General features: G+C 36.8%; 20 protein-coding genes and 1 tRNA gene. 16 read left to right on the top strand and 5 right to left on the bottom strand.

Going from position 1 to position 22,949, the window contains the following annotated elements; all coding sequences use genetic code 11:
* Nucleotides 1-22: 22 nt before the first annotated feature.
* Entirely contained in the window at nt 23-865 is an 843-nt protein-coding gene (locus tag H1A14_RS15320; protein WP_194777151.1) for an OmpA family protein, read from the bottom strand.
* Nucleotides 866-1,116: 251 nt separating this feature from the next.
* Between H1A14_RS15320 and H1A14_RS15315 the strand changes: the two genes are divergently transcribed.
* From H1A14_RS15315 to H1A14_RS15295, 6 genes are all read left to right on the top strand, one after another.
* The gene (locus H1A14_RS15315) at nt 1,117-2,562 is read left to right on the top strand and encodes a PhoPQ-activated pathogenicity-related family protein (RefSeq protein ID WP_194777150.1); all 1,446 of its coding nucleotides are present in this window, start codon (nt 1,117-1,119) and stop codon (nt 2,560-2,562) included.
* A 50-nt stretch (nt 2,563-2,612) separates the two neighbouring features.
* Nucleotides 2,613-3,104 (top strand): hypothetical protein, encoded by a 492-nt coding sequence (locus H1A14_RS15310; RefSeq protein WP_194777149.1) that lies wholly within the window; start codon nt 2,613-2,615, stop codon nt 3,102-3,104.
* A gap of 547 nt (nt 3,105-3,651) precedes the next feature.
* Nucleotides 3,652-4,911 (top strand): site-specific integrase, encoded by a 1,260-nt coding sequence (locus H1A14_RS15305; protein WP_194777148.1) that lies wholly within the window; start codon nt 3,652-3,654, stop codon nt 4,909-4,911.
* 13 nt (nt 4,912-4,924) lie between these two features.
* Entirely contained in the window at nt 4,925-6,238 is a 1,314-nt protein-coding gene (locus H1A14_RS15300) for a hypothetical protein (protein ID WP_194777147.1), read from the top strand.
* A gap of 174 nt (nt 6,239-6,412) precedes the next feature.
* Nucleotides 6,413-6,490 (top strand): hypothetical protein, encoded by a 78-nt coding sequence (locus H1A14_RS23440; RefSeq protein ID WP_394355335.1) that lies wholly within the window; start codon nt 6,413-6,415, stop codon nt 6,488-6,490.
* Between the two features lie 250 nt (nt 6,491-6,740).
* Nucleotides 6,741-8,012 carry a hypothetical protein gene (locus H1A14_RS15295; RefSeq protein ID WP_194777146.1) on the top strand — a complete coding sequence of 424 codons (1,272 nt, stop codon included), beginning with the start codon at nt 6,741-6,743 and terminating at the stop codon, nt 8,010-8,012.
* 1,680 nt (nt 8,013-9,692) lie between these two features.
* Here H1A14_RS15295 and H1A14_RS15290 read toward each other — a convergent pair.
* Complete coding sequence (locus H1A14_RS15290; RefSeq protein WP_194777145.1) at nt 9,693-10,205, bottom strand: hypothetical protein; 513 nt, start codon at nt 10,203-10,205, stop codon at nt 9,693-9,695.
* A 182-nt stretch (nt 10,206-10,387) separates the two neighbouring features.
* Between H1A14_RS15290 and H1A14_RS15285 the strand changes: the two genes are divergently transcribed.
* From H1A14_RS15285 to H1A14_RS15240, 10 genes are all read left to right on the top strand, one after another.
* Complete coding sequence (locus H1A14_RS15285) at nt 10,388-11,974, top strand: type I restriction-modification system subunit M (protein WP_194777144.1); 1,587 nt, start codon at nt 10,388-10,390, stop codon at nt 11,972-11,974.
* Nucleotides 11,967-13,151, top strand: coding sequence for a restriction endonuclease subunit S (locus H1A14_RS15280; protein WP_194777143.1), 1,185 nt, complete (start codon nt 11,967-11,969; stop codon nt 13,149-13,151). Before H1A14_RS15285 ends, H1A14_RS15280 begins: the two co-directional genes overlap by 8 nt.
* 97 nt (nt 13,152-13,248) lie before the next feature.
* Nucleotides 13,249-16,674, top strand: coding sequence for a DEAD/DEAH box helicase family protein (locus tag H1A14_RS15275; RefSeq protein WP_194777142.1), 3,426 nt, complete (start codon nt 13,249-13,251; stop codon nt 16,672-16,674).
* Between the two features lie 458 nt (nt 16,675-17,132).
* Nucleotides 17,133-18,698: a reverse transcriptase domain-containing protein gene (locus H1A14_RS15270; protein ID WP_228527805.1), complete on the top strand. Its 1,566-nt coding sequence runs from the start codon at nt 17,133-17,135 to the stop codon at nt 18,696-18,698.
* Between the two features lie 12 nt (nt 18,699-18,710).
* Nucleotides 18,711-19,007: a hypothetical protein gene (locus tag H1A14_RS15265; RefSeq protein ID WP_194777141.1), complete on the top strand. Its 297-nt coding sequence runs from the start codon at nt 18,711-18,713 to the stop codon at nt 19,005-19,007.
* Nucleotides 19,007-19,459: a hypothetical protein gene (locus H1A14_RS15260; RefSeq protein ID WP_194777140.1), complete on the top strand. Its 453-nt coding sequence runs from the start codon at nt 19,007-19,009 to the stop codon at nt 19,457-19,459. Before H1A14_RS15265 ends, H1A14_RS15260 begins: the two co-directional genes overlap by 1 nt.
* Nucleotides 19,460-19,514: 55 nt before the next feature.
* Nucleotides 19,515-19,829 carry a hypothetical protein gene (locus H1A14_RS15255; RefSeq protein ID WP_194777139.1) on the top strand — a complete coding sequence of 105 codons (315 nt, stop codon included), beginning with the start codon at nt 19,515-19,517 and terminating at the stop codon, nt 19,827-19,829.
* Nucleotides 19,830-19,832: 3 nt separating this feature from the next.
* Nucleotides 19,833-20,000 (top strand): hypothetical protein, encoded by a 168-nt coding sequence (locus H1A14_RS15250; protein WP_194777138.1) that lies wholly within the window; start codon nt 19,833-19,835, stop codon nt 19,998-20,000.
* Nucleotides 19,994-20,608, top strand: coding sequence for a hypothetical protein (locus H1A14_RS15245; RefSeq protein WP_194777137.1), 615 nt, complete (start codon nt 19,994-19,996; stop codon nt 20,606-20,608). Before H1A14_RS15250 ends, H1A14_RS15245 begins: the two co-directional genes overlap by 7 nt.
* 249 nt (nt 20,609-20,857) lie before the next feature.
* Complete coding sequence (locus H1A14_RS15240) at nt 20,858-21,430, top strand: tetratricopeptide repeat protein (RefSeq protein WP_194777136.1); 573 nt, start codon at nt 20,858-20,860, stop codon at nt 21,428-21,430.
* A 157-nt stretch (nt 21,431-21,587) separates the two neighbouring features.
* On the opposite strand, the gene H1A14_RS15235 is transcribed toward H1A14_RS15240, so the two are convergent.
* The 3 genes from H1A14_RS15235 to H1A14_RS15225 all read right to left on the bottom strand — a co-directional run bounded on the left by H1A14_RS15235 (nt 21,588) and on the right by H1A14_RS15225 (nt 22,919).
* Nucleotides 21,588-21,669: transfer RNA gene (locus tag H1A14_RS15235), tRNA-Leu, on the bottom strand.
* Nucleotides 21,670-21,842: 173 nt separating this feature from the next.
* On the bottom strand, nt 21,843-22,139 hold the full coding sequence (locus tag H1A14_RS15230; RefSeq protein ID WP_194777135.1) for a putative quinol monooxygenase: 297 nt from the start codon (nt 22,137-22,139) through the stop codon (nt 21,843-21,845).
* 3 nt (nt 22,140-22,142) lie between these two features.
* Entirely contained in the window at nt 22,143-22,919 is a 777-nt protein-coding gene (locus tag H1A14_RS15225; RefSeq protein ID WP_194777134.1) for an SAM hydrolase/SAM-dependent halogenase family protein, read from the bottom strand.
* Nucleotides 22,920-22,949 lie beyond the last annotated feature (30 nt).

The raw sequence follows: 22,949 nt of genomic DNA, 5'->3' as shown, positions 1-22,949 counted from the left end.
ATTTTGTAAGTGTGATTTATGTTTACATCAAAGAGAAGAACTTGTCTAAATCAGGAATGATTACAATTCTTGTTCTTCTGTTTTTGGCCATGTTATCAGGATTGTCGTTGTCTACCAAAGGCATATAACTTGCTCTTCCAGCAGCAATCAGTTTTTCAGGTGCTACACCATATTGTTCTTGAAGAATTCTAACGATTGATGTGGCTCTTTTGACACTCAGATCCCAGTTGTCCTGCACCACCGCATTGCTGATTGATCTAGGATCGGTATGGCCTTCTATCATTACTTCTAAGCTTGGCTCAGAATTGATTACTTCGGCCAGTCTTTTTAACAGACCATGTGCTTTGCTGTTCACTCTATAGCTTGCGGTGTTGAATAAAAGTTTGTCAGATACAGAAATCATAACTACCGTCTTGTCGATGTCGATGGTGATGTCGTCTTCCTCCCCACCGTCATTGTCAGTGATAGACGACTTCAGGTTGTAACCAACAGCAAGGTTGATTGAATCTTCTAAGGTTTTGGCTTGAGCGACTACTTCAGGATCCATTTTGGCTAAAGTTTCTCTCATTTGTGCCTTGGTATTTTTTGACATCAATGCAACACCTTCCAAAGAAAGTTTCTCATCATTTGATTTTTGCAAATCATCATTGCTGTCTTTAAGGGAATTGATTCGGGCATTGTATTCAGTGACCCTTCTTTCAATTGCAGCCATTTTTTCTTCCAACTCAGTTTTTTCCTGAGTAGTCTGTGCCAATTGCAGTTCCGTCGAATGCAAGTTGTTTTCCAATTCAACGTATTTTTTCTTGGAAACACATGATCCCAACATTCCTGCGGAAATCAATGTAATTAGAATAATTCTTTTCATAGTTGGTGAAATAATTTGGTTCAAAAACACAATAAACAAAAACGAAGCCATAAATGGAGAATTGGTCAACATATTGTGAAAATCCCTTTTTCTTCTGCGTAAATGCAGGAAAAAATTTATTTCATTTAGATAAATTGTAGGAATTTTAGACGAAAAACATCACTTTTCTCATTCATATCATCTACTATTTGAACCCATTCATATTTAATGGTATATTAAGGGTTAAGGATCATTCAAAAAAATATACCCATATGCCAAAGTTCAAATTTCTCTACATCAATTGTTTAATAGGTAGTCTACTTTTCTTGTCTACAAATTGTAGCCAAAAGTCACCAAGCTCGGAGCTTTTAGTTTCCAAAGAAAAATTCCCACTTCAGGAGTTTGTCCAAAGGAAAGATTCCAATTTCTCTTATGAATTGGTTTTTTCCAAAGAAGAAGAAAACTACAATTATTATGTAATCAAGATGGTCTCACAGAAATGGCTTGACGAAAAGCAAGTTGACGAACCCATTTGGTGGCATTGGGTTTCCATAGTAGTTCCGCATGAGGTCAGACACCAAATCGGGCTGATGTGGATAGGTGGAGGAAGCCGGGATACAGCCTTGCCAGAAAAAGTTGATCCGATGCTTAGAGAGGCAGCGCTATTTACCCAAAGCATAACAGCCCAAGTTCACAACATTCCTTTTCAGCCCCTCACCTTTGTTGGAGATGATTTTGGTGAAAGGTATGAGGATGCCCTCATCGCCTATGGTTGGAGACAGTTTTTGGAGGGTGGAGCAAAAACACAGGATGAAACCTGGTTGGCCCGGTTTCCCATGACCAAAGCCGTGGTGTCTGCCATGGATGTAGTTTCTGAATTTGCCGCTGAAAATGGATCATGGCAGGTCAATCAGTATGTGGTGGCAGGAGCATCCAAAAGGGGATGGACCACTTGGACCACAGCTGCTGTCGATGATCGTGTGGTGGCCATTGTGCCGATTGTGATTGATCTTTTAAATATAGAATCATCTTTCCAGCACCATTGGAGGAATTACGGATTCTGGGCGCCGGCAGTGGGGGATTATGTCAGTGAAGGAATTATGGATTGGCAAGGCTCCCAAGAGTACCAAAGGTTGCTTGAACTTACTGAACCTTACAGCTTTCTTGATTTGTATGATATGCCGAAACTTCTGATTCATGGATCCGGGGATGAGTTTTTTTTACCTGATAGCTGGCAATTTTATTGGAAGGATTTGATCGGAGAAAAGCACATTCGCTATGTCCCCAATGCTGGCCATGGATTGCGGGATTCGGATGCCATCCAAACCATGTTGGCTTTTTACGGAAGTGTTTTGGAATCGGAAGAAAGGCCATCTTATTCTTGGGAGGTGAGTAAGGAGGGCTTTGATATAGCATTTCAAGGGTCAGAAAAACCTCAAAAAATGCTGCTCTGGCAAGCCCACAATGAAGAGAAAAGGGATTTTAGAATTGATGTATTAGGTCCTGTTTGGACTGCAACAGAAATTGAGATCGATGACAATGACACCTATCAGGTGAACCTTTCCAGTCCAGATAAAGGATGGACCGGTTATTTTCTAGAGATGACCTATGCGGGCGAAATGCCATTCAAAGTCACCACCGGAGTCAAAGTATTGCCAGAAGAATACCCCTATCCACCTTTCACTTCCCCACAGCCCAAAGGAAGTTTTGTGGATTGATGCAATGCATAGGCGTTATTTTATAAGTTTGGAGGCGTAACCTGAAAATCATGAGACACCCATACCTCAAACACCTATTGGAAGATATATCAAAGGCCCATAGGATACTATCCGATTTAGAAATTGAAAGGCCCAAGATGGAAGAGGACAACTTTGAAGCACTCGAGAGATGGCTTTATGAAGATCCCCCAAATACCTTTGGAGATTATTGTGGTTTGAAAGTAGAAGATTTCCCTCCCTCGGAGCAACTTTCTGATGAAGATATGAAAACCGTCTGCAAAGCCTTCAAAAAAATGATGTACAGTTGGAACCTTGATATCGACCTTCCTGCCAAGTTGCCCATATCCATTGCTTATACGATGACTGTAGATACGCTCAATCAAAAAACAGCCATTGTCAATGAAGGTTTTATGACATTTGACTATTGCAGCGGTTCTCCGGAAGGCTGTGCTTTTAAAGCGTATTGTCCATGCATTGACCGGATTAAGGACATTCCAGAAGATATGGATTTGGATAATGATAATGTAGACTTGCCTTATTAAAAAGGAAGTTTTCGATTATTCATGGAAGATTTTTTAGAATTGCATCGGATACCTATAGAGCATATGGTCAACCTTGAAAACAAGCAATTCAATGACAAAAAATTTGGCCGAAGTCAAAATGGTCATAATTAATTTATTTTGCCTCCTGCTTTAGCTGGAGGCAATCAATTTAATTTCAATCAAGAATTTAGAGATACATCAATAGGAATGTGGCTTTAGCCCATTCCTCAAACAATACCGAAATTCTTCCCGGGCATTAGCCAAAAGAGTTTCAGCAAATGTTCATAAAAAAAAGCCCACATTCCTGTGAGCTTTTGTACCCAGAGCCGGAGTCGAACCTATTGGATTTGTCGAAATTCAATAATTCTGTTTTTTACCTTCAAACATGTATTTAATGGCTTAAATGGAGCATTTTTTGTAAATTGGACATTCCTCAAAGATAGTATAGAATAGCATAACATCCATTAAAATCCGCAATTGGTTTGCCAACGGTTTGCCAGAAATATCTTTTTGGCTAACTTTAGGTCAATCAATCAGGAATCGTTTTATGTCTACCATCAAGTATCAACTGAGAAGTGATCAAAATAAACATGTACCTATTTACCTGTCATTTTCAATGGGAAGAGGGGCAACTTTTAGATGTAAGACCGGATTTTCAATCAACCCCAAAGATTGGAGTGAAAAGAGGGGATTTCCAAAACCTACTGATGAGGCCAATAAGAAATTAATCCTTGACCTGAAGGAGTTAGAATCTTTTTTATTGGATCATGTGAATGATGCTCAATCGAGAGGAGCCAAGATTGATAAAGACTATATTGATTTGAAAATCAATGAATGTTTTAACCGTGTAGAGCCAACCGATAAAACTTTGCTTAGAAACCATGTGCAATACATTATTGATAATGCACAAACAAGAAAAGTCCCAGGTAAAAATAAAATAGGACTTTCACTTAATACAGTGAAAAATTATAAGACTTTTCTGAAGATGGTACAGAACTATGAAGTCTATCTCAGAAGGCCAATCCATTTTATGGATTTGGACTTTAACTTTGTTGAAGGATTCAAGCACTGGTTATTAAATGTTCAGGAGTACTCAATTAACCATGCGGGAAAAGCTATTTCTTTTTTAAAATTCGTTGCGGTAGACGCAGAAAGATTTGGAGTGCCGATCAATCCATATGCGTATAAAATCGAAACGTTTACGGAGTCGGATGAAGACAGGCAAATAGTTACTTTAAGCCTACATGAACTTGAAACCATCAAAAATGCAGACTTAGATAGAGATGCCCTAATTAATTCAAGGAAGTGGTTTGTATTGGGTTGTTTTACCGGGCAAAGAGTAGAGGATTTACTAAAATTGACAGAGCAAAATGTCAGAAGAACAAAAGAGGGGAGTTTAGTAATAGACCTTAAGCAGCAGAAGACTAAAAAGGAAGTAACGATTCCAGTATTACCAGAAGCATGGGAAATTATCAAAGATGGTTTCCCGTATCTAATAACGGAGCAAAACTTTAATGAGTATATAAAAAAAGTGGCCGAAATCGCAGGAATCAGTCAACCGATAGAGGGGAAGAAATTTGATAAAGAATCAAAAAGGAAAGTACTAGGAGTCTATCCAAAATTTGATCTCATCACCTCCCATTCATGCAGGAGGTCTTTCGCTACAAATTTTTACAAGAAGATTCCAACTACCATTTTGATGGGAATTACAGGGCATACGAAGGAAAGTACTTTTTTGAAATATATTAACAAGCAGAAGGATAAGGATGATAATGCAAGACTATTTTTGGAGTATTTAAAATCTTGATGATTAAAAAATAATGGAAAAGAAAAGAGTTGTGATTTTATTTGGAGCAGGTGCCGCAATAGCTTGGGAAGGGCCAAAGACTTATGAGCTAACCGATTTGGTAAGAAAGAGTGGTTTTTTTACTAAAAATGGTGAAAAGCGAATTACAGACCTAATATTTGATATCCTAACTGATCCAGAAAAAGGGAATTATAAATTAGAAGATGTCAATTTTGAAACTATAATTAATGTATTAGAAGAATTGTTGGTTTGCTATTCTAATCAAGGAGTTGATCAACCTAAAACATCGTTCCTCTTTAATTTTCTTGAACCGAAATATGAAAATGAAATTATGAATTTTACTGTGGAGAAATCTTCAGGTTCTACCTACTACCTTAACATTCCAGGTAAGCAGAAAGAGTTTTGGCCTTGTTCTAGAAATGGTGAAAACCCTAATCAATTTTTTCTCCAAGAACTTTTGCTGCACTTGTATACTGAAATTGCAACTAAGGTTTCTGATTATTCCTTAATTGATAACCATTTTTCCGATGATCTGGAAAATCGGGAATCTTACCTTGATAATTTGTTTTGTAAGTGGATTGGTAAATATTTAGAAACTTCAGTAACACGAATCTATTCATTGAACTACGAAACCAACTTTAAAGTGATTTTAGAAAATCATTTCTCTGGAACTAAAATTTTTGATGGGTTTTATGAATTTAATGGCCATGATTTGATTTCACCAATAGCTCCTGACCCGATGAGGATACTGGCTGATTTTTCTTCAAACTGTCATTATAATTTGCATGGATCTATTTATTGGGATGTTGATTCTGAAAATTCAAATGGCTTTAGAATTCCAAACATGAGAAAAGTACCCTATCCAAGTTTACCAGTCAATTATGATCACCCTGTCATCCAAAACGAAAAAGGTAAATCAATACTTGTGACTGGAATTATAACAGGGTACCAAAAGCTTCAAAAGGGAGCAATCACTCCATTTAGACAAATAAAGTTTGCTTTTGATAGAGATACAATAACAGCGGACAAATTAATAATTGTTGGTTATTCATTTGGTGATGAACATATCAATGCCGCAATCGGTGAGGCTATAAAATCGAATGTTAAATTAAAGTTGATAATCATTGACCCTAATTTTTTGAAAGATGATCTTAACATCATCATTAAAACATTTGGCCATTATGGAAATGAATCTCTAATACCACCAAAAACTATCGAAAACAATAGACTTCACGTTTTCAATAATGGTCAATTGATAGTTCATAGCACATATTTTGACAATTTTCTGAATGACGCTTTTAATTGGAAGTATGAAAAATGGATTTGAAAGCATTTAATATTATCCCGCCAATGTCCCTCTCTTCCTCTTATCTTAACAGACTAATTTAAACATTCAAACCGCATTTTTCAGGATCGGATTCTCATAGGTAATTTTATGGCAATCAAAAAATAAGAGTTATACAGTTTAACATTTGCAAGCTGTAATGAATTGCGTGGAGGTATGTATGCCAGTCAGTACAAGGATTGTTTGCTGGTGATGCTCTTCGTCAAATACATTTTAGATTATAATGCCGGATAACCCTTTGCATCTATATCAATTCCATACGGGATCTTCCATTAAGGATATGGTGGCCCAAAAAGGGAATAAGAAAATCGGAGACCTAATCAGTATTCTGATAATTCGACCAATTGCTATGGCCAATAAATTTTATGAAATGCGAGACTTTATGATTCCGAATGAATAAGAATTTTGTAAAAATACCATATACTGGGTATTTTATTTAATCAGGATTATTTTGAACTTTAAAACTTATTCAATAATTATTCTTATGAATTACGTTTTCAAGGTTTGTTTTTTATTATTAACCAATTTATTTGTATGTATTTGTAACCCTAGCTTTTCACAGGATACTATTGTTCTTTCCTTTAAAGAAAAGGATTTCAAATTAGAAAAACTCCCATTAAACCATAGAAAACTTAAGCAAGGTGAAAGTTATAAATTAAAGATTAAAGGTGTAAACTCTGCACATATCAAAGCTTCAATTAATCCAAAATCTTTTAATCTGCAATCCAATATTCCTGAGCCGCTAAAACCACTTTTTCCTGGGATTATTACAAATCCAGTTTTTAATCTTCATACCGAAAAAAAAGAAATTGAGAAAGGTTTTACTGATCTTTTTAATATGGTAAGTAATGAATATAAGTTTTTGGAAAATGTAAGAAAATTAGCCAAAGATGTATATGATTCTACAAAGTTTAACCCTTCAAAAGAAAAATTGAACAAGATTGCGGAAAAGTACCCGGTAACAATAGATTCCCTGTTAATAAATAAAGTCAAATATTCTTTGAGTTCTATTTCTTATGCAAAAGAAATATTTTCAATTTGGTTCAATGGCCGACTTGAAAGTAGTCATAATGTAAATGCAAATGCATTTGAAATAGGCAATTTTCTCCAAAATGTAGAATTGGCTATAAATGAAAATGATTATTTGGGAAAAGCTATATTTCTAGAAAGTTCAATGAAGGCAAAATCCGAAATACCAACCACAGGTTTTAAGGCATTAAAGGATGGAGTTGATCTTCAAATTTCAATTATAGATACCTATAAAAAAGACACTTTATACAAAGGTGAAATTGAATTTATAAATTATAAGAAGTGGAGCTTCGATTTTTCTACTGGATTTGTTTTTAATCAATTAGTAGATGTTCCATATTATTTAGGCCCAGTCTCCTATGGAAAAAAACAAGTAATTGAAGAAAATTATTCGAATTGGGATATTGCGATTGGTGGCTTTGCCCATTTGACATATAAGATGTCAGGATTTGTAAGTTTTGGTCCCCAAGTTGGAATAGGGATTTCAATTTTGGATGCAAAGCCTAAGTATGCTCTTGGGGCGGGGTTTTTGCTAGGAAGGAAAGGTAAGTTTTCAATAAATGGAGGAGTAGCTTTTGGAAAGGTTAAAATTTTATCAAGTCAGCTTGAGGAAATAAATGGGCAATATTTTCTGCCCGAAAGTGCGACCGCTGTTCCCACTTTTGATAGGATGGAAGCATCTCCATATTTCAGCATCGCCTATAATCTGACCAAAAAGAGTTTTTAAATTGTTGATCTACCGATTTCTAAGTTTCAATTTGTTGATTTTTAAATTGAGACAAGCATTGATTTAAAAATTGCATAACTCATTATTAATATTATGGAAAAGGAAACATTTAAAGTCGAAGATCAACAGATGGAATTAAGGTATAATCAATTGGAGGAATAATTGGATACACTTTACAAGGAAATAGAAAAATTGAAAGTCAAACTTCCTACGATATTAGTGGACTATTTTGATGACTGTGAAATTTGTGGAAGTTAAATAAACTTGGACCCTAACAGATCAGAACTTGCCAAAAGTCCACAACCAGGATTCATTCAAAACCTGTTTAAACCTTATCTACAAAGTAAATTCAAAACTTGACAAAACTTGACAAAACTTGACAAAACTTGACAAAAAAAATGATCGAGAGCCTTTAACACATGCTGCACTTGAAAAAGCAAATTTGAAGGAAAAACAAAAACGATTTCTTCCAATCTTAATTGCAAAATGAAAGCTCTTATGATTCTTTGGGACTTAGTTAAGGATAAACCTGATTAATGGTATTCCAAAAATCACAATCTATGGCCCTCCAAAATTTTAGCTGTATAAGAATTTACTTTTTCATTGACGAAGCATCTTATTTAAATCTGACCCGATAAGTTTACATCCTAGCCTTTTTTTAAAACAGTCAACACTAAGATGATCTTTGCCAACTCCATAATTTTCCCAAATTTGGTCATGGACCATGAAATATTTAACTGGCCTGATTTTCTTTTCACAATCAAAACAAAAATTCGGCATGTCCAACCTATTTAATCAAAATATCACAAGTATTTAGGATCAAAAATACAAAAAATACCCTAAGACTGAATTTTACCTTTTGAAAGATAGGCGTACCTTTATCATTATACATCAACATTACATTAAAGCAATTCATACCATTTGATAGCCTTCAACCCCATTTTTTAAAAGGAAGAATCTATATATGCTATTTAATTAGAAGTAAAACAGAAAAATGAAGCTAGCCCGAGACCTAAATATTCTATAAGATATGAACAATTCAGATCAAAACTCCTCCAATACTTCAAAAAAGCAGAAATCAGAGCCTTCTTAAAAATCAACAGCACAAAATGAGGAGATGATACTGCAAGATTATTTTTTAGAAGTTCGAAGACAAGCGAGAATAGCAGATCAAACTACATAACAAAGTTCAAAACCAATCACTAGGCCAAACCCAAACTCCTCCATTCAAAGCATGTTTCATGAAAGAAAAGTGGAGTGTGATAATGAGTACCCATTGGGTGTGTATCATGGGTCGGAAAAACAAATAAATGCTTTTGAAAAATCAAAAACACAAGATTTGGAAAAGGTTTTTCATTTATAGATTTAGTAGGTATTACAACTGAATATTCAAATTCTAGACTTGGTTTTGAAAGTAATATTGAAAATCCCAATTCAATAAACATAAAAACTTTTTTTTCCTATAAAAAAGCATTTGATTCAAGAAAACTAGTAAAAACTAATACCAATAAGGCAAAGAATTTAATCCAAATTTTATCTTCAAAATATGTGTTAGATTTGGGATTTATTAAAAATGTATTGCTAGGTAACACATCAAAATCAGCTTTCTCTCAATCAGCTTTCTCTCAATCAACTTTTCTAATATTGGACTTCTGATTAATAGCACGATTCGTTTTTTGATTAATTTTCAAATTCTATTTCTAACTTTTGAGGACCATTTACAATGGAATTACTATATCCTCTAACAAGAACCCTAAAAGTTATAGACAGATCTATTATTTCATTAATTTTTTCCCTATTTGATAGGTAAATTGTAAAGTTAAAATTTTTTGAATCTAATGAGTTAATAACAATTTGCCCCTTTGAAAAATCATTTTTTTTAGTACTTATATGCTTTCCACTTACAGGGTCTATAAAAACTACAAAAACAGTATCAATAATAATAGGGAAATTGCTATTGTTTTGAATTTGATATGGGATTTTTAACGAATATTCTTCAATGAAATCACCAGTCATTTGATCATGCCCCATCAATTCATAATAACTAGCCTTTAATAAAGTAGTTCTAATATCAAGTTTATTTGCCCTTTCAAAAGCCAAAGTATCTCTTCTATCTCTTCGAAAGTGCATGATAAAAACCCCAATCGAGATAATTAAGCTGGCTATTGAAATGATAATGGCTACAAAATCCATCTTTGGAATAAGTTAGAACCTACAATTTAATGTTTTTGGAGAAATATAAAATACTATGGCTTGGGGGTTTTCTGTTTGACTTTTGTCACTTATTTTAGTTTATTGACCAAAAATGTATTATTTGAGTGGAGACTTTTAAATTCAACTCTTTTTTAATCAGAAATTCAATGAATCAATTCTAAATGATCACTGGAGAATTAAAATCACAAGTAGATAAAATATGGAATTCCTTCTGGACAGGAGGGGTGGCCAACCCATTGACTGTGATTGAACAGCTTACTTACCTCATCTTTATCCGCAGGCTGGATGAGATGGAAACTTTGGAGGAAAAGAAAGCCAATCAGATGGGCATCGATAAAAAGTTAGAGTTTTTCACTGGCGAGCAACAAAAATTCCGTTGGAGTCATTTTAAGGATAAGGACCCTGATACCATGTATAACCTGTTCACCCGACCTGATGCCAATGGCCTGACCGTGTTTGAGCACATGAAGCAAATGGACAAAAAAGCTGGTGCATTTGCAGAGTTTATGAAAGGTGCCACTTTCATGATTTCTACGCCACGCTTATTGGATCAGGTAGTGCAGATGATTGACAAAATCAATATGCAAGACCGGGACACCAAAGGGGACTTGTACGAATATTTGCTTTCTAAGATCGCCACGGCAGGGACCAATGGGCAGTTCCGTACGCCAAGACATATTATCCGCATGATGGTGGACATGATGCAGCCCCAACGAGAAGATACCATTTGCGACCCTTCCTCAGGTACAGCTGGTTTCTTAGTGTCTTCTGCCGAGTATATCTATGAAAACCATTCAGATTGGTTTTTGGATGCCATTTTCCGAAAACACTTTCACAATCAGATGTTTACTGGGGTTGAATTTGATACGACCATGCTTCGCATTGGGGTAATGAACCTACAGCTTCATGGCATTGAAAGTCCCCGGCTGATCGGCAAGGATGCCCTAAGTGAAGCAAATGAAGATCAAACCAACTTATATTCCTTAGTACTTGCCAATCCACCTTTTAAAGGCAGTCTTGACTATGATGTGGTGGAGAGCTCGCTGCTGAGTGTGACCAAAACCAAAAAGACAGAACTTTTATTTATTTCCTTGATTTTACGAATGCTGAAGGTAGGAGGTAGAGCTGCGGTGATTGTGCCTGATGGTGTATTATTTGGCTCTTCCAATGCGCATAAAGAACTCCGTAAAACCTTGATAGAAGATCAAAAACTCGAGGGCATTATCTCTATGCCTTCTGGGGTGTTCAAGCCCTATGCTGGAGTAAGTACGGCGGTACTCATCTTTACCAAAACCAACAGTGGAGGCACGGATCAGGTTTGGTTTTATGATATGCAAGCCGATGGCTTTAGTCTGGATGATAAGCGGACTCCTCTGCTTAACAAAAATGAAACAGTAGAAGATGAAATAAAGGCAGCATTGGGGATAGGAATAGCAGCGGAAGAAAGGGTACACTATGGTCAAAAATCTAGCGAAGAATCCCATTCTAAGAACAATATTCCGGATATCCAGAACCGCTGGCAAAATCGAGACAAGGAAGCAAGCCGAGCACGTACAGAGCAAAGCTTTCTGGTGCCCAAATCAGAGATCGTTGAAAACGACTACGACCTCAGTATTAATCGCTACAAAAAAATTGTTTATGAGGAGGTGAAGTATGAGAAACCGGAAGCGATCATAGGGGAAATTGAATTGTTAGACGCCCAAAGAAACGAATTGTTGAACCAACTTAAAGCCGCATTAAATGACTGAGGTACCTCTTTCCAAAGTGTGTAAAATTAAAAATGGATTCGCTTTTAAAAGTACTGAATTTAAAAATCAGGGTGCACCTTTAATAAGGATATCAAGCTTTGAAGATGGTCCAGTTTTCTTTGATGATAGAACTGCATTCGTAGACGAGTCCTATATTGATTCTAAGAAAGATTTTTTAGTAGAGAAAGGTGATATATTAATAGCGCTTAGCGGTGCTACAACAGGTAAATATGGTTTTTATACTTTAGACAGCCCCAGCTTACTAAATCAGCGAGTAGGGATTATTAAAAGTGGCAGATCTGAGAAATTGAACAGTAGATACTTTTATCACTATTTGTCAATTTTGAAATCCAGAATTCTTCTAAAAGCAGGAGGTGCTGCACAACCTAATATTAGCACTAAGCAAATTGGAGAATTCAAAATCCCCCTCCCTCCCTTAGCCACACAAAAGAAAATCGCAGCCATCTTGGATGCAGCGGATGCCCACCGCCAAAAAACCAAGCAGCTTCTCGCCAAATACGATGAACTCGCACAAAGCATCTTCTTGGATATGTTTGGGGATACTTGGGTGAACCCAAAAGGTTACCCGATCAATAAATTGAGTGAAGTAGTTAAGCCTAAGAAAATAATCACCTATGGTATAGTTCAGGCTGGAGAAAATGTCAAAGATGGTGTTCCATACATTAGAACAGGGGATATAAAGGATGGAAAAATTCAGACAACTGGATTACGTAGAACTAGTATAGAGATCGCAAATTCTTATGAAAGGTCAAAATGTCAAGCAGGTGATATTGTAATGAGTATTCGTGCTACTGTGGGGACAATAGCATTTCTTCCAGAAGAATTAGATGGGGCAAACCTTACACAGGGAACTGCGAGGATTTCGGTAGATAATGAACGTTTTAATCCACTTTATATTTACCATGCTATAAAATCAAAAGGCATTCAGTTGAAAATTGAAAGAGAAACAAAAGGGGCAACATTTCTGGAGATTACATTAACTCGATTACGAGAAATTGAAATCCCTATACCTCCACTTTCTAGACAACAGGAATTTGATAGAAGAATGAACTCTATTATTTCACAAGAAAAAATACTTAAAAAAGAGAATGTTTACTCGGAAAACCTTTTCAACAGTCTCTTACAAAAAGCATTTAAGGGGCAGTTGGTGAAATAAACAGTAAGGCATGAAAATACAAAAGTAAAAATTCAACAATCACAAGTAGAAACCCGACTATCCTACATAGATTTTGTGAAAATAGAATTCAAAATATATGAGTAATTTCCAGTTTTTGACCGAATTTCCAGAGATAGCCGACCGGGCAAAAAAGGCAGAGCAATTCGCTTTGACCAGTCCGGTAGAGTCTTGCTTTAATGCTCGAGCAGCGCTGGAATTGGGCGTGAACTGGATGTATGGGAATGATGCAGACCTTGAATGGCCTTTTGATAAAAACCTGGCAAGCCTGATGCATGAGGTAGGTTTCAAAGAAATTTTTGATTCCTATGGAAACTTGTATCAGGAATTGCATCTCATCAGAAGGATAGGAAACAATGCCGTCCACAATCAGCGGGTAAAACCGGAGGATTCGGTTCATTTGCTAAAGTGCTTTTTCCGTTTTGCGGCATTTTTGGTGGCCGCCTATGGCGAAGAAGAAGTGAGAATTCCGGATTTTAATGATGAATTGATCCCAACAGGAGATGAATTAAAAAAGTCCAGGAAAGAGATTGATCTTCTAAGAGAAAAGCTGGCGCAACTAGAGCAGGAAAATGAGAAAAAGCGTGTCGCATTAGAGGAAAAAGAAGAAGCCAATGAGTTGCTTCGAATCAGCCATGCCAAGAATCAAGAGCAGCTGAAAGAACAGCGAAAGGCCCGAGAGGTGGTGGCTATTCCCAGGTTATTACCAAAATCTCCTTCTGAATCCTACACTCGGAAATTATATATCGATTCATCATTGAAAGATGCCGGTTGGTCCAAACTCCGAGAAGGGTACGAATTGGAGTTTGAAGTGAGTGGTATGCCGCTTTCTACTAATCCTTCTGGTACTGGTTATGTGGATTATGTTCTCTGGAGTGATAATGGATTGCCACTGGCCGTGGTGGAAGCCAAGAAGACGGCCTTGAATCCAAACAAGGGAAGACACCAAGCCTCGCTTTATGCGGATTGTCTGGAAAAGAAATTCAGGCAACGTCCATTGATTTACTATACCAATGGATTCGACTTTTACCTCTGGGATGACCTTTTTGCACCGGATCGGAAAGTGAGTGGTTTTATGACCAAAGATCAACTAGAGCTTGCCATTAGGAGGCGAATTGAGCGTACTGATTTAAGAGATTTCAAAGTTAACCTAGCTATCACAGGAAGACCTTATCAGACAGAAGCGATACAACGGGTTGCTGAAAATTTTTCGGTCATTAAAGATGGAAGGCTCAAGCAAAGGCATAGAAAGGGTCTACTCATCATGGCGACCGGAAGTGGAAAGACTAGAACCGCAGCCTCGATTGTTGATATGATGGTGAAGTGTAACTGGGCCAAAAGAATACTTTTTTTAGCAGACAGAAATGCCTTGGTGACCCAGGCTAAAAATGCTTTTACCGAACACCTTCCTGATCTTACAAGTATTGATTTGACGAAGGAGAAGGAGAACGATTCCACTCGTTTGGTTTTTTCTACCTACCCCACTATCATGAATCAGATCGATCGAGCCAGAGATGGTGATTTTCGATTTTACGGAGTGGGACATTTTGATTTGATCATTATTGATGAAGCTCACCGATCAGTTTATCAGAAGTACCGGGCAATTTTCCAGTATTTTGATGCTTTTATCCTTGGTCTGACAGCCACCCCAAAAAAAGATGTAGATCACAACACCTATGAGCTTTTTGAAATTGAAGACGATAATCCCACGTTCGCCTATGAATTGGATCAGGCTGTAAAGGATGGCTTTTTGGTTCCGCCAAGGGCAATCAGTGTTCCGTTGAAATTCATGCGGGAGGGCATTAAATATTCGGAATTGTCTGAGAAAGAGAAATTAGAATATGAAGAGAAATTTGGTGACCCAACCAATGAAGAGGCAGAGGCAGGCATAGATAAAAGTCAATTGTACAAGTGGCTCTTTAATTCTGACACGGTTGATCAGGTATTGAATCATTTGATAACCTCAGGGATCAAAGTAGATAGCGGAGACAAAATTGGTAAGACGATAATTTTTGCCAAAAATCACAAACATGCTGTCTACATCGAAGAGCGTTTCAACAAGAATTATCCGGAATATTCCGGTAAATTTTGCAGAGTCATTGACAATCAAACAGAGAAAGCACAGGATATTCTAGAGCGGTTTGTATTAGACAAAGAAGAGAAGGAACCACAAATTGCCATCTCTGTAGACATGATGGATACAGGTGTGGATGCGCCAAGGGTCGTGAATCTGGTATTTTTCAAACCTGTCCGATCTGTTGCAAAGTTTTGGCAAATGATTGGCCGAGGGACACGATTGAGACCAAATTTATTTGGACCGAATCAACATAAAGAGTGCTTTTTAATATTTGACTACTGCGAGAACTTTGAATTTTTTGAAGTCAATCCTGAAGAAAGTAAAGGAAGCGTTGGGCTTTCTTTGACTCAGCAAGCATTTCAATTGAGACTAGACTTGGCTCAGGTTCTGCGTCAGTCGACAAATAAAGAAGAGAATGAATTCGCAGAAGAATTAATTGACCTGCTTCATATTCAAGTTGCTTCACTGAATCAGGAGAGATTCATAGTCAAGTATCATCTTGAGTTTGTGGTGAAATACACTCAAAAAGATCAATGGGCTGATTTGGGTCCATCAAAGCTCCAAGAAATTGGAACGCATATTATTCCGCTCATCTTGTCTGAAGATGAAGATCATGTTTCGGCCCGGAGGTTTGATGTTTTGATGTTGAATTACCAATTGGCATTAAAAGGCGGAAGAATAACCACAAGGTATGAAAATCGGATTTCCACAGCCTGCCGGGTGTTAGAGAAGAAAGGGAATATTCCTTTGGTAGGGACCGAAATGCCAATGATTAAAAGTGTTCTGAATGGATTTTTACAAGAGGCTAGTGTTTTAAATCTTGAAGAAGTCCGGGATTCGCTTCGAGATTTGATGCAGTTTCTCGATGATATAGATCAACTTACCATTGAGACACATTTTAAGGATTACCTAGACCTTACTAAAATAGAAGAAAAGAATTTCGTTAGAGAGCCTGCATATGAGCCGTATAGAAAAAGAGTAGAGCGCTATTTGAATAAGCACAAGGATCACTTGGTGATCAGTAAAATCAAGACCAACCAGCCCATTACAGAAGCAGAACTTGTACAACTTCAGGAGATCTTCTTTAATGCGAATGAGGTGGGTTCGAAGGAGGAATTCGAGAAAGAAGGTCAAGGAAAAACTTTGGGGCTTTTTATTCGGGAATTGATTGGCTTGGATACAGAGGCCGTTCAATCAGCCTTTGCGGAATTTATTCAGGCTCAAAATCTTAATGCAGGGCAGATCAAATTTGTGGATTTGATCATAGGATATTTAACCCAAAATGGAGTGATCGACAAAAGAGCATTGTTTGAATCGCCATTCAAAGATTTGAATGATAGCGGACCATTTGGGCTGTTTGATGATGCCCAGGTGACCAAGATTATCAGCATCCTTGATAGGATTAATGGGAATGCTAGTGTGGGGTGATTTTCACTAACATAACTAAACTTATGATATTTTGCTTTAAGCTAAGTGGATTTGAAAAAAAATATTTAATTTTAATTTAAGCAGTGGGGGAGCCGAAGTGTGCGTTTAATGGTAAGGAGAAGAAATTCTTCGCCCAACTTGATCGAAAGAAAAACGGTTGGTGTCAAGTAATTCCAGAATTGCAAACTTCCTCAGGAATATTTCCACAAGGAGGCGAGCAACGATGTGAACCAGCAGTCTTTGGACTACTCGGTAAACCTTGTGACTTGTGTGTTTCTTAGAGAATTTCATATTCTTAACAGATAATATACAACAATAATTTCGCTACCCAGCTTGAGTCGGAGCGGCACTTGGGGAGTTTTTCCAAGTGTCGAAACAGCATGCACACTTCCATAAACCATTATTGGTTTTTGAAAAGCCCTGCTTCGCCGGGTCTCCCCTGCTTATTTTTTTGAATTATGAAAAAGAAAAAGGATTGGTTCAAGATTAAACGCTACCCACACATTGGTCTGCCATTGGATGTGAGAGATCGTCATAAATGGATTGAACCATACATTACCAATCCGTTAAAAATAGCCAACCATCGGTTTTTACCCTTTATTCATAAGTCGCTTACAGTAAGAAAATTCCGTAAAGTTTATAGTGAAGAAGACGGTAAACTTGATTCAAATTTTGTAAAAGAAGGTAAAGTTCTAAGAAAGCCGGATAAAAAATCCAGAGAGTTATTTTATGCTAGCCATCTGGATTCTTTAGTTTTTAGCTACTATGCACACATTTTGAGTTTGGCATACGAGAAAAAAATCAATGAACCAGCTTATAATTTATCTGAGGTAGTTAATGCTTATCGATCAATCCTGGTCGATCCATCAAAGACTGATGGGCCAAATAAGTGCAATATTGACTTTGCAAATGATGCTTTCGAATTTATTAGATCATGTCAAGAGCCAGAATTTGTTGTAATTGCTTTTGATATTTCTAGCTTTTTTGACAATCTAAACCACAAGCTACTAAGAGATAGATGGGCAGAAATTCTAGGGGATTTTGATGGATTGAAACAGGGAGAACTTCCTCCTGACCATTTTAATGTTTTCAAGAATATAACCCGTTTTAGTCATATTGATATCGTTGATATTTTTGAGGAATTCAAGGATAGAATAATTACCCGAAAAATCAGAAGAGATGGTTCTTACGGTCCAGTTAAACTGAAACCTGTAGAAAAGATCAAATACCTTAGAAACCAAAATGCAATAGCCTTTTGTTACAATAAGGATTTTTTAAAGGTGAAAGGAAAGTTAATACAGCCTTCAAAGACCAAAAAACTCAAAGATGGAAGAGTAGTCCCCAGAAATTTTGGAATACCACAAGGCTCACCGATTAGTTCTATTCTTGCAAATATTTACCTTCTTAAGTTTGATAAGGTTGTCAATGATTTTATTAGGAAAAAAGGTTTGTATAGAAGGTATTCTGATGATATTATCGTTGTCTGCCCGGAGTCTGTGAAATCGGACTTGGAAAAATTGGTTTACTCAGAAATAGAAAAGGTTTGTTTAGAAATACAGCCAAAGAAAACTCAGGTTTTTCATTTTTTAAGAGAGCATGATGGTCGGCTAAAATGTGGTCAAGAGTTTGACAATGAGATTAACTGGAATAAAAATCTTGTTTACCTAGGGTTTGAGTTTGATGGTGAATTCTCCCTTTTAAAATCAGCCAGTCTATCGGGTTACTACAGAAAAATGAAGAAGTATGTCAGGAGGGCTAAGCATTATTCAGCAAAGCGATATTCGACGAAAAATGGAGAGCTTTTTAAGAGGAGAATTCTTAAGAAATTTTCTTATAAGGGAGCAAAGCGAACGAGGAAATGGATTTGGAATCCCAGCCTTTCTGAGTTTGAAAAGTCCGATAATTACAATTATGGTAATTTCCTGACTTATGCCTTCAAGGCCGCCAATTATATGAAAAACAACAAAATCAAAGGACAAATAAAAAGACATTGGGGAATTTTAAATAAATTAATCAAAAGCTAGATCTCGTATCCCATGGCAATCAAAGATGAGAAATATTACCTAATAGAAGTTGAAAGTTACCTTCCCAACAGTACCTCCGGGCTTCATGGAAAGGTGCACATTCGACCAATTCCCGGACAGGAGGATTTCCCTTCGACACTGCGTGTTGAGTGTTCAAAGGACCTAAGCAGGAATTATCCAGTAGGAACAAGGTTTCGTATCAAAGCCAAATTAACCGATCTGTTGGGTGGAGGGAAATTCGTCTATAGCTCGTTTCAGTGGACCTACAATGTGATTTCTTTGGGAAAGGGACCGATAATTAAGGATTGATGAAAATCGTTGAATTTGATAGAAAGCAGTTAGAAGGCATCTTCAGAATGGCTGAGAGCAATCTTTTATCAGAAACTAATATTCGATGGCTCAGCTATGATGTTGATTTTATATGTCTGAATCGTTTAGATCTTTTTGATTTAGTGAAAAATGAGGCAATTGTTTATTGTATTTGGGTATCGAATGGAGCCCAATCTATTCCAGTCTATATAGGGCATTCAACTTCAAAACTTTCACGACAAAGGATCACAAACCATTTTATAAAAAAGGATCCGAGGACCGGATCCCAGCTTGAGAGAATCAAGGTGGCTGTTATGGAAGGGAAGCAGGTGGGTTTAAGTTTTTTGAAAATAGAACCAGATTATATGAGAAAACCTTTGGAAGAATGGATGATATCAAGGAATAGGGAAAAGTTAATTTGGAATATTCATGGTAAAGGTAAATTGATATAAAGTATGGAAGCAGGAAAAATTTATTTGATAGAAGGAGAATTTAAAATATTGAATATTGAAAATCCGGACTATTGGCATTCTTTCTCTCAAAATAGAAACATCGGTTGTAGATTCAAACACAATCAAATTAGTTACCGAGGAAAAGGATTACGGAGATGGCCTAGTCTCAATTAAAATCACCCTCAATGCCGATATATATGATTTGTTTAAAGGGGAAGCAATTAACTTCGATTCAGGTGAAATGATTGCATCTGTTGATGCAGAACTTTTTCAATATGGTTCTAAGCATTTGCTAAAAGGGTTTTGGAAGGAATCTATTGATGGGAAAGATCAATTCTTTACATGGATAGCGATAATAAAAAAAAGGTAAAATATGGTAACACTTTTAAAAGAAGGAAATTATAACCTCACAGGCTTAATTCAGCAAATTGATTTGGGATTGATTTATCTTTTTAGGAAATCAGAGGAGTATAAACTGACCATTATTTGTCAAGGAATACCTGAGGATTGGCAAGAAATTGAAGATTTTGGGAATTGGTAAATGATGGAATTCCCTTTGATCCTCCTGCCGAATTCCGAGAAAAGGTTTCTTCTTCTTTCGAATTAAATGATATGGTATTTAACCCTGAGTTCAATTATAGGGGGGATGTGATCAGTTATTCGGCGCATTTAGAAAACCTTTATATCAAAATGATTTCAGATAAGTTGTTAGTAATGAATTCTTGGCATAAGTTTTATAAAGTAAATAATTATTCTGATTTTACTTGGGAAGAATTGCAGGATTGCATGCAGACCTTGAGCCAATATTTTGGTGAAGGATTCTGGAATGCCCGTATTACCAAGTTGACAACAGCTGTTAATTTGACTTGTAATACTGAAATAATGATTGATAGATTAATTTCTTTCAAAGGCAATCCAATGGAGCCAATGAGACCAAGTAATAGCAGTAAAGTGTACGGTAAAAGGTACGCTTCTACACATTACAATATAAAAGTTTACAATAAACAATTTGAAGTAAAGAAAGATGCCCGAATAGAAATTGTGCCTACCCTAAGAATTGAAAAAGAGATGAGGATGCCGTATTTTCAAAAAAGGAGACAAAATCCCATACATATTTTCTCTCCCATGGATTTAATAAAATTTGTGTAGTCCACTATCTAAACAAAAAAACCAGTTTAATTTAGGTCAATTGCCATGTATATATCCAAAAAGTTAGGATTAACTCCTGACTAATACGCAAAAATTCATTAAGAATTAGTTAATTATTTTTTTGATTTTAATTGAAATAATTGTTTTAAGTTACGCTTAATGCTAATATCGGGTATTGATAAAAATGATTAGTTACCCAAATAATACAAACCTATGAAATTTTGCTATACAATAATTTTTGTTTTATTCATGAGTCATAATTTAATCGCTCAAAATCCTCCGCAACTGTTTAAAACAGGAATGGGCTATTACGATAACCAGGACTTTTCAAAAGCCATATTTTATTTCACAAAGTCTATTGAAGGTGATTCTGAATTCTTTGCTACTTTTTTATATAGAGGATTGGCTAAAAATAATTTGGGAGATTATATTGGGGCAATCTCTGATTTTAACAGGGCGATTATACTTAATGAAGATATGTCTTATATGTCTTATTTAAACAGGGGTTTGGCTAAAGATAGATTAGAAGACTACAGAGGAGCCATTTCGGATTTTAATAAAGCAATCCAAAAAGAGCCAAATGAAATAGCACCATTTTTTAACAGAGGATTATCAAAAAGTAAGCTTAATGACTGTAAGGGTGCAATTTTAGACTTAAATCGAGTTATTTCTTCAAACCCAAATTTAGCTGAGGCCTATTTTCTAAGAGGGCTTTGCTTTATAATGTCAGGAGAGCAAGATAGAGGGTGTATTGATTTAAGCAAGGCAGGTGAATTAGGTTCTGCGAAATCCTATCCGTTAATCCGAGACTATTGTAATTAACCACCGGAATTACCTTTAGAAAAATACTATCAATAAAATATAGAAGGTTCTTTTTTATTTGAAAACAAAGACTAAAGATGTGTTTTTAAATTGGTTTGCCAAAGTTCGCCAATAAATACAAAAACCCCTCTAGAATCGCTTCTTGAGGGGTTTCTTGTACCCAGAGCCGGAGTCGAACCGGCACGCCCGAAGGCATTGGTGTTTGAGACCAACGCGTCTACCAATTCCGCCATCTGGGCTTGGTGTTGAGAGGGGTCTTTACTTGCTTCAGATTTTTTTGACTTTGAACTCTCATTCTAGGTCGGCGGACAGGTCCGCCATCTGGGCTTTTTAGTGGATATTTAAACCCACCATCCATTCCGCCTCTAACGGGATGCAAATATGAGCAAAGATTTTAATCCTTGCAATTTTTTCAAGGCAGTTCTTGGATTTTTTTTGAGCTGAAAGCCTTGGGTTTTTCCTGGAACAAAGGCTTTGTCACACCCCAAACCGATTTAAAGAGTTCGGAATCACGGTATTGGTTCAAGGCTGCTTCATTTTCCCAAAGGCTATAGGTGCTGAAAATATTTGGATGGTGTTCGTCCTGCCAAAGTTCCAGGTGTTTACAGCCTGGGGAAGCCCTTATCAGGCTTTTGTGTTTTTCAAAATGGGCTAAGAAAGCAGGGACTGCATCAGTTCTAAAGGTCATCCTAACGATTCTGATCAGCATGGCTCAATCATTGACTTCAAAATTGATGTAGATGGGACTGTCATATTTTAGACCCAGAAGTTCCGCCCCGTGGCCATGGTTAATGCCGATCTCCAATAGGTCAAGGCTGTTGAAAAATGCAAAACAATCTCCAGGTTCCACATTATCATAAGAGGTATTGATGCTGTTGAGTACCTCACGACTGAATTCCAAATTGAATGTGCCTGGGTTGAGCTTGTTGAAAACATCTTTCCGGATATTGGTAATCAGATTTCCGTAATTGTCCACCCGGACCACGTGCCCTACAATCTGTTTTTTGGTCGCTTTGAATTGCCTGGACATCATTTTTTTCATCTGCTTCAGTGGACCACCAAAATCATGGATGGCAGCTCCGCTCGCCACTTTGGCGGCAATTGGAGCCAAGATGTCTTTTGCCGGAAAGGTGCTGTCTTTGACATGGATGTCAGCAAACTGGACAATGATTCCGGGGTCTTGGTCAGCCAACATGCTCAACACTCCATTGTTGGGCCCTACAAAAATATGTTCTTCCAGCTTGATCCCAATAAACCCTTCACTCATGCTGCTTGTACTGTTGATGGCTACCAGGTGAACGGTTCCTTTGGGAAAATCCCTGAAACACGAACGCAACACAAAGGCAGCATGGGCGATGTCATAGGTATCGATTTTGTGTGTGATGTCCACAATGACCAGCTGGGGATTGAAGGAGAGCATCCTTCCCTTAACCGAGGGTACATAATAATCACTGTCTCCAAAATCAGAGGTGAATGTAATCAACGCCATATCAACAAGTCCATTAAAATTTTCGTATTT

The organism is Pararhodonellum marinum (genome assembly GCF_015354735.1).
In the GTDB taxonomy this organism is placed as follows: domain Bacteria; phylum Bacteroidota; class Bacteroidia; order Cytophagales; family Cyclobacteriaceae; genus Pararhodonellum; species Pararhodonellum marinum.
This window is presented reverse-complemented; position numbering and strand designations above follow the sequence as displayed.

Coding starts and splice junctions, on each gene's coding strand:
- H1A14_RS15320 (WP_194777151.1), bottom strand. CDS start 865: ATGAAAAGAATTATTCTAATTACATTGATTTCCGCAGGAATGTTGGGA.
- H1A14_RS15315 (WP_194777150.1), top strand. CDS start 1,117: ATGCCAAAGTTCAAATTTCTCTACATCAATTGTTTAATAGGTAGTCTA.
- H1A14_RS15310 (WP_194777149.1), top strand. CDS start 2,613: ATGAGACACCCATACCTCAAACACCTATTGGAAGATATATCAAAGGCC.
- H1A14_RS15305 (WP_194777148.1), top strand. CDS start 3,652: ATGTCTACCATCAAGTATCAACTGAGAAGTGATCAAAATAAACATGTA.
- H1A14_RS15300 (WP_194777147.1), top strand. CDS start 4,925: ATGGAAAAGAAAAGAGTTGTGATTTTATTTGGAGCAGGTGCCGCAATA.
- H1A14_RS23440 (WP_394355335.1), top strand. CDS start 6,413: ATGTATGCCAGTCAGTACAAGGATTGTTTGCTGGTGATGCTCTTCGTC.
- H1A14_RS15295 (WP_194777146.1), top strand. CDS start 6,741: ATGAATTACGTTTTCAAGGTTTGTTTTTTATTATTAACCAATTTATTT.
- H1A14_RS15290 (WP_194777145.1), bottom strand. CDS start 10,205: ATGGATTTTGTAGCCATTATCATTTCAATAGCCAGCTTAATTATCTCG.
- H1A14_RS15285 (WP_194777144.1), top strand. CDS start 10,388: ATGATCACTGGAGAATTAAAATCACAAGTAGATAAAATATGGAATTCC.
- H1A14_RS15280 (WP_194777143.1), top strand. CDS start 11,967: ATGACTGAGGTACCTCTTTCCAAAGTGTGTAAAATTAAAAATGGATTC.
- H1A14_RS15275 (WP_194777142.1), top strand. CDS start 13,249: ATGAGTAATTTCCAGTTTTTGACCGAATTTCCAGAGATAGCCGACCGG.
- H1A14_RS15270 (WP_228527805.1), top strand. CDS start 17,133: ATGAAAAAGAAAAAGGATTGGTTCAAGATTAAACGCTACCCACACATT.
- H1A14_RS15265 (WP_194777141.1), top strand. CDS start 18,711: ATGGCAATCAAAGATGAGAAATATTACCTAATAGAAGTTGAAAGTTAC.
- H1A14_RS15260 (WP_194777140.1), top strand. CDS start 19,007: ATGAAAATCGTTGAATTTGATAGAAAGCAGTTAGAAGGCATCTTCAGA.
- H1A14_RS15250 (WP_194777138.1), top strand. CDS start 19,833: ATGGTAACACTTTTAAAAGAAGGAAATTATAACCTCACAGGCTTAATT.
- H1A14_RS15240 (WP_194777136.1), top strand. CDS start 20,858: ATGAGTCATAATTTAATCGCTCAAAATCCTCCGCAACTGTTTAAAACA.
- H1A14_RS15230 (WP_194777135.1), bottom strand. CDS start 22,139: ATGCTGATCAGAATCGTTAGGATGACCTTTAGAACTGATGCAGTCCCT.
- H1A14_RS15225 (WP_194777134.1), bottom strand. CDS start 22,919: ATGGCGTTGATTACATTCACCTCTGATTTTGGAGACAGTGATTATTAT.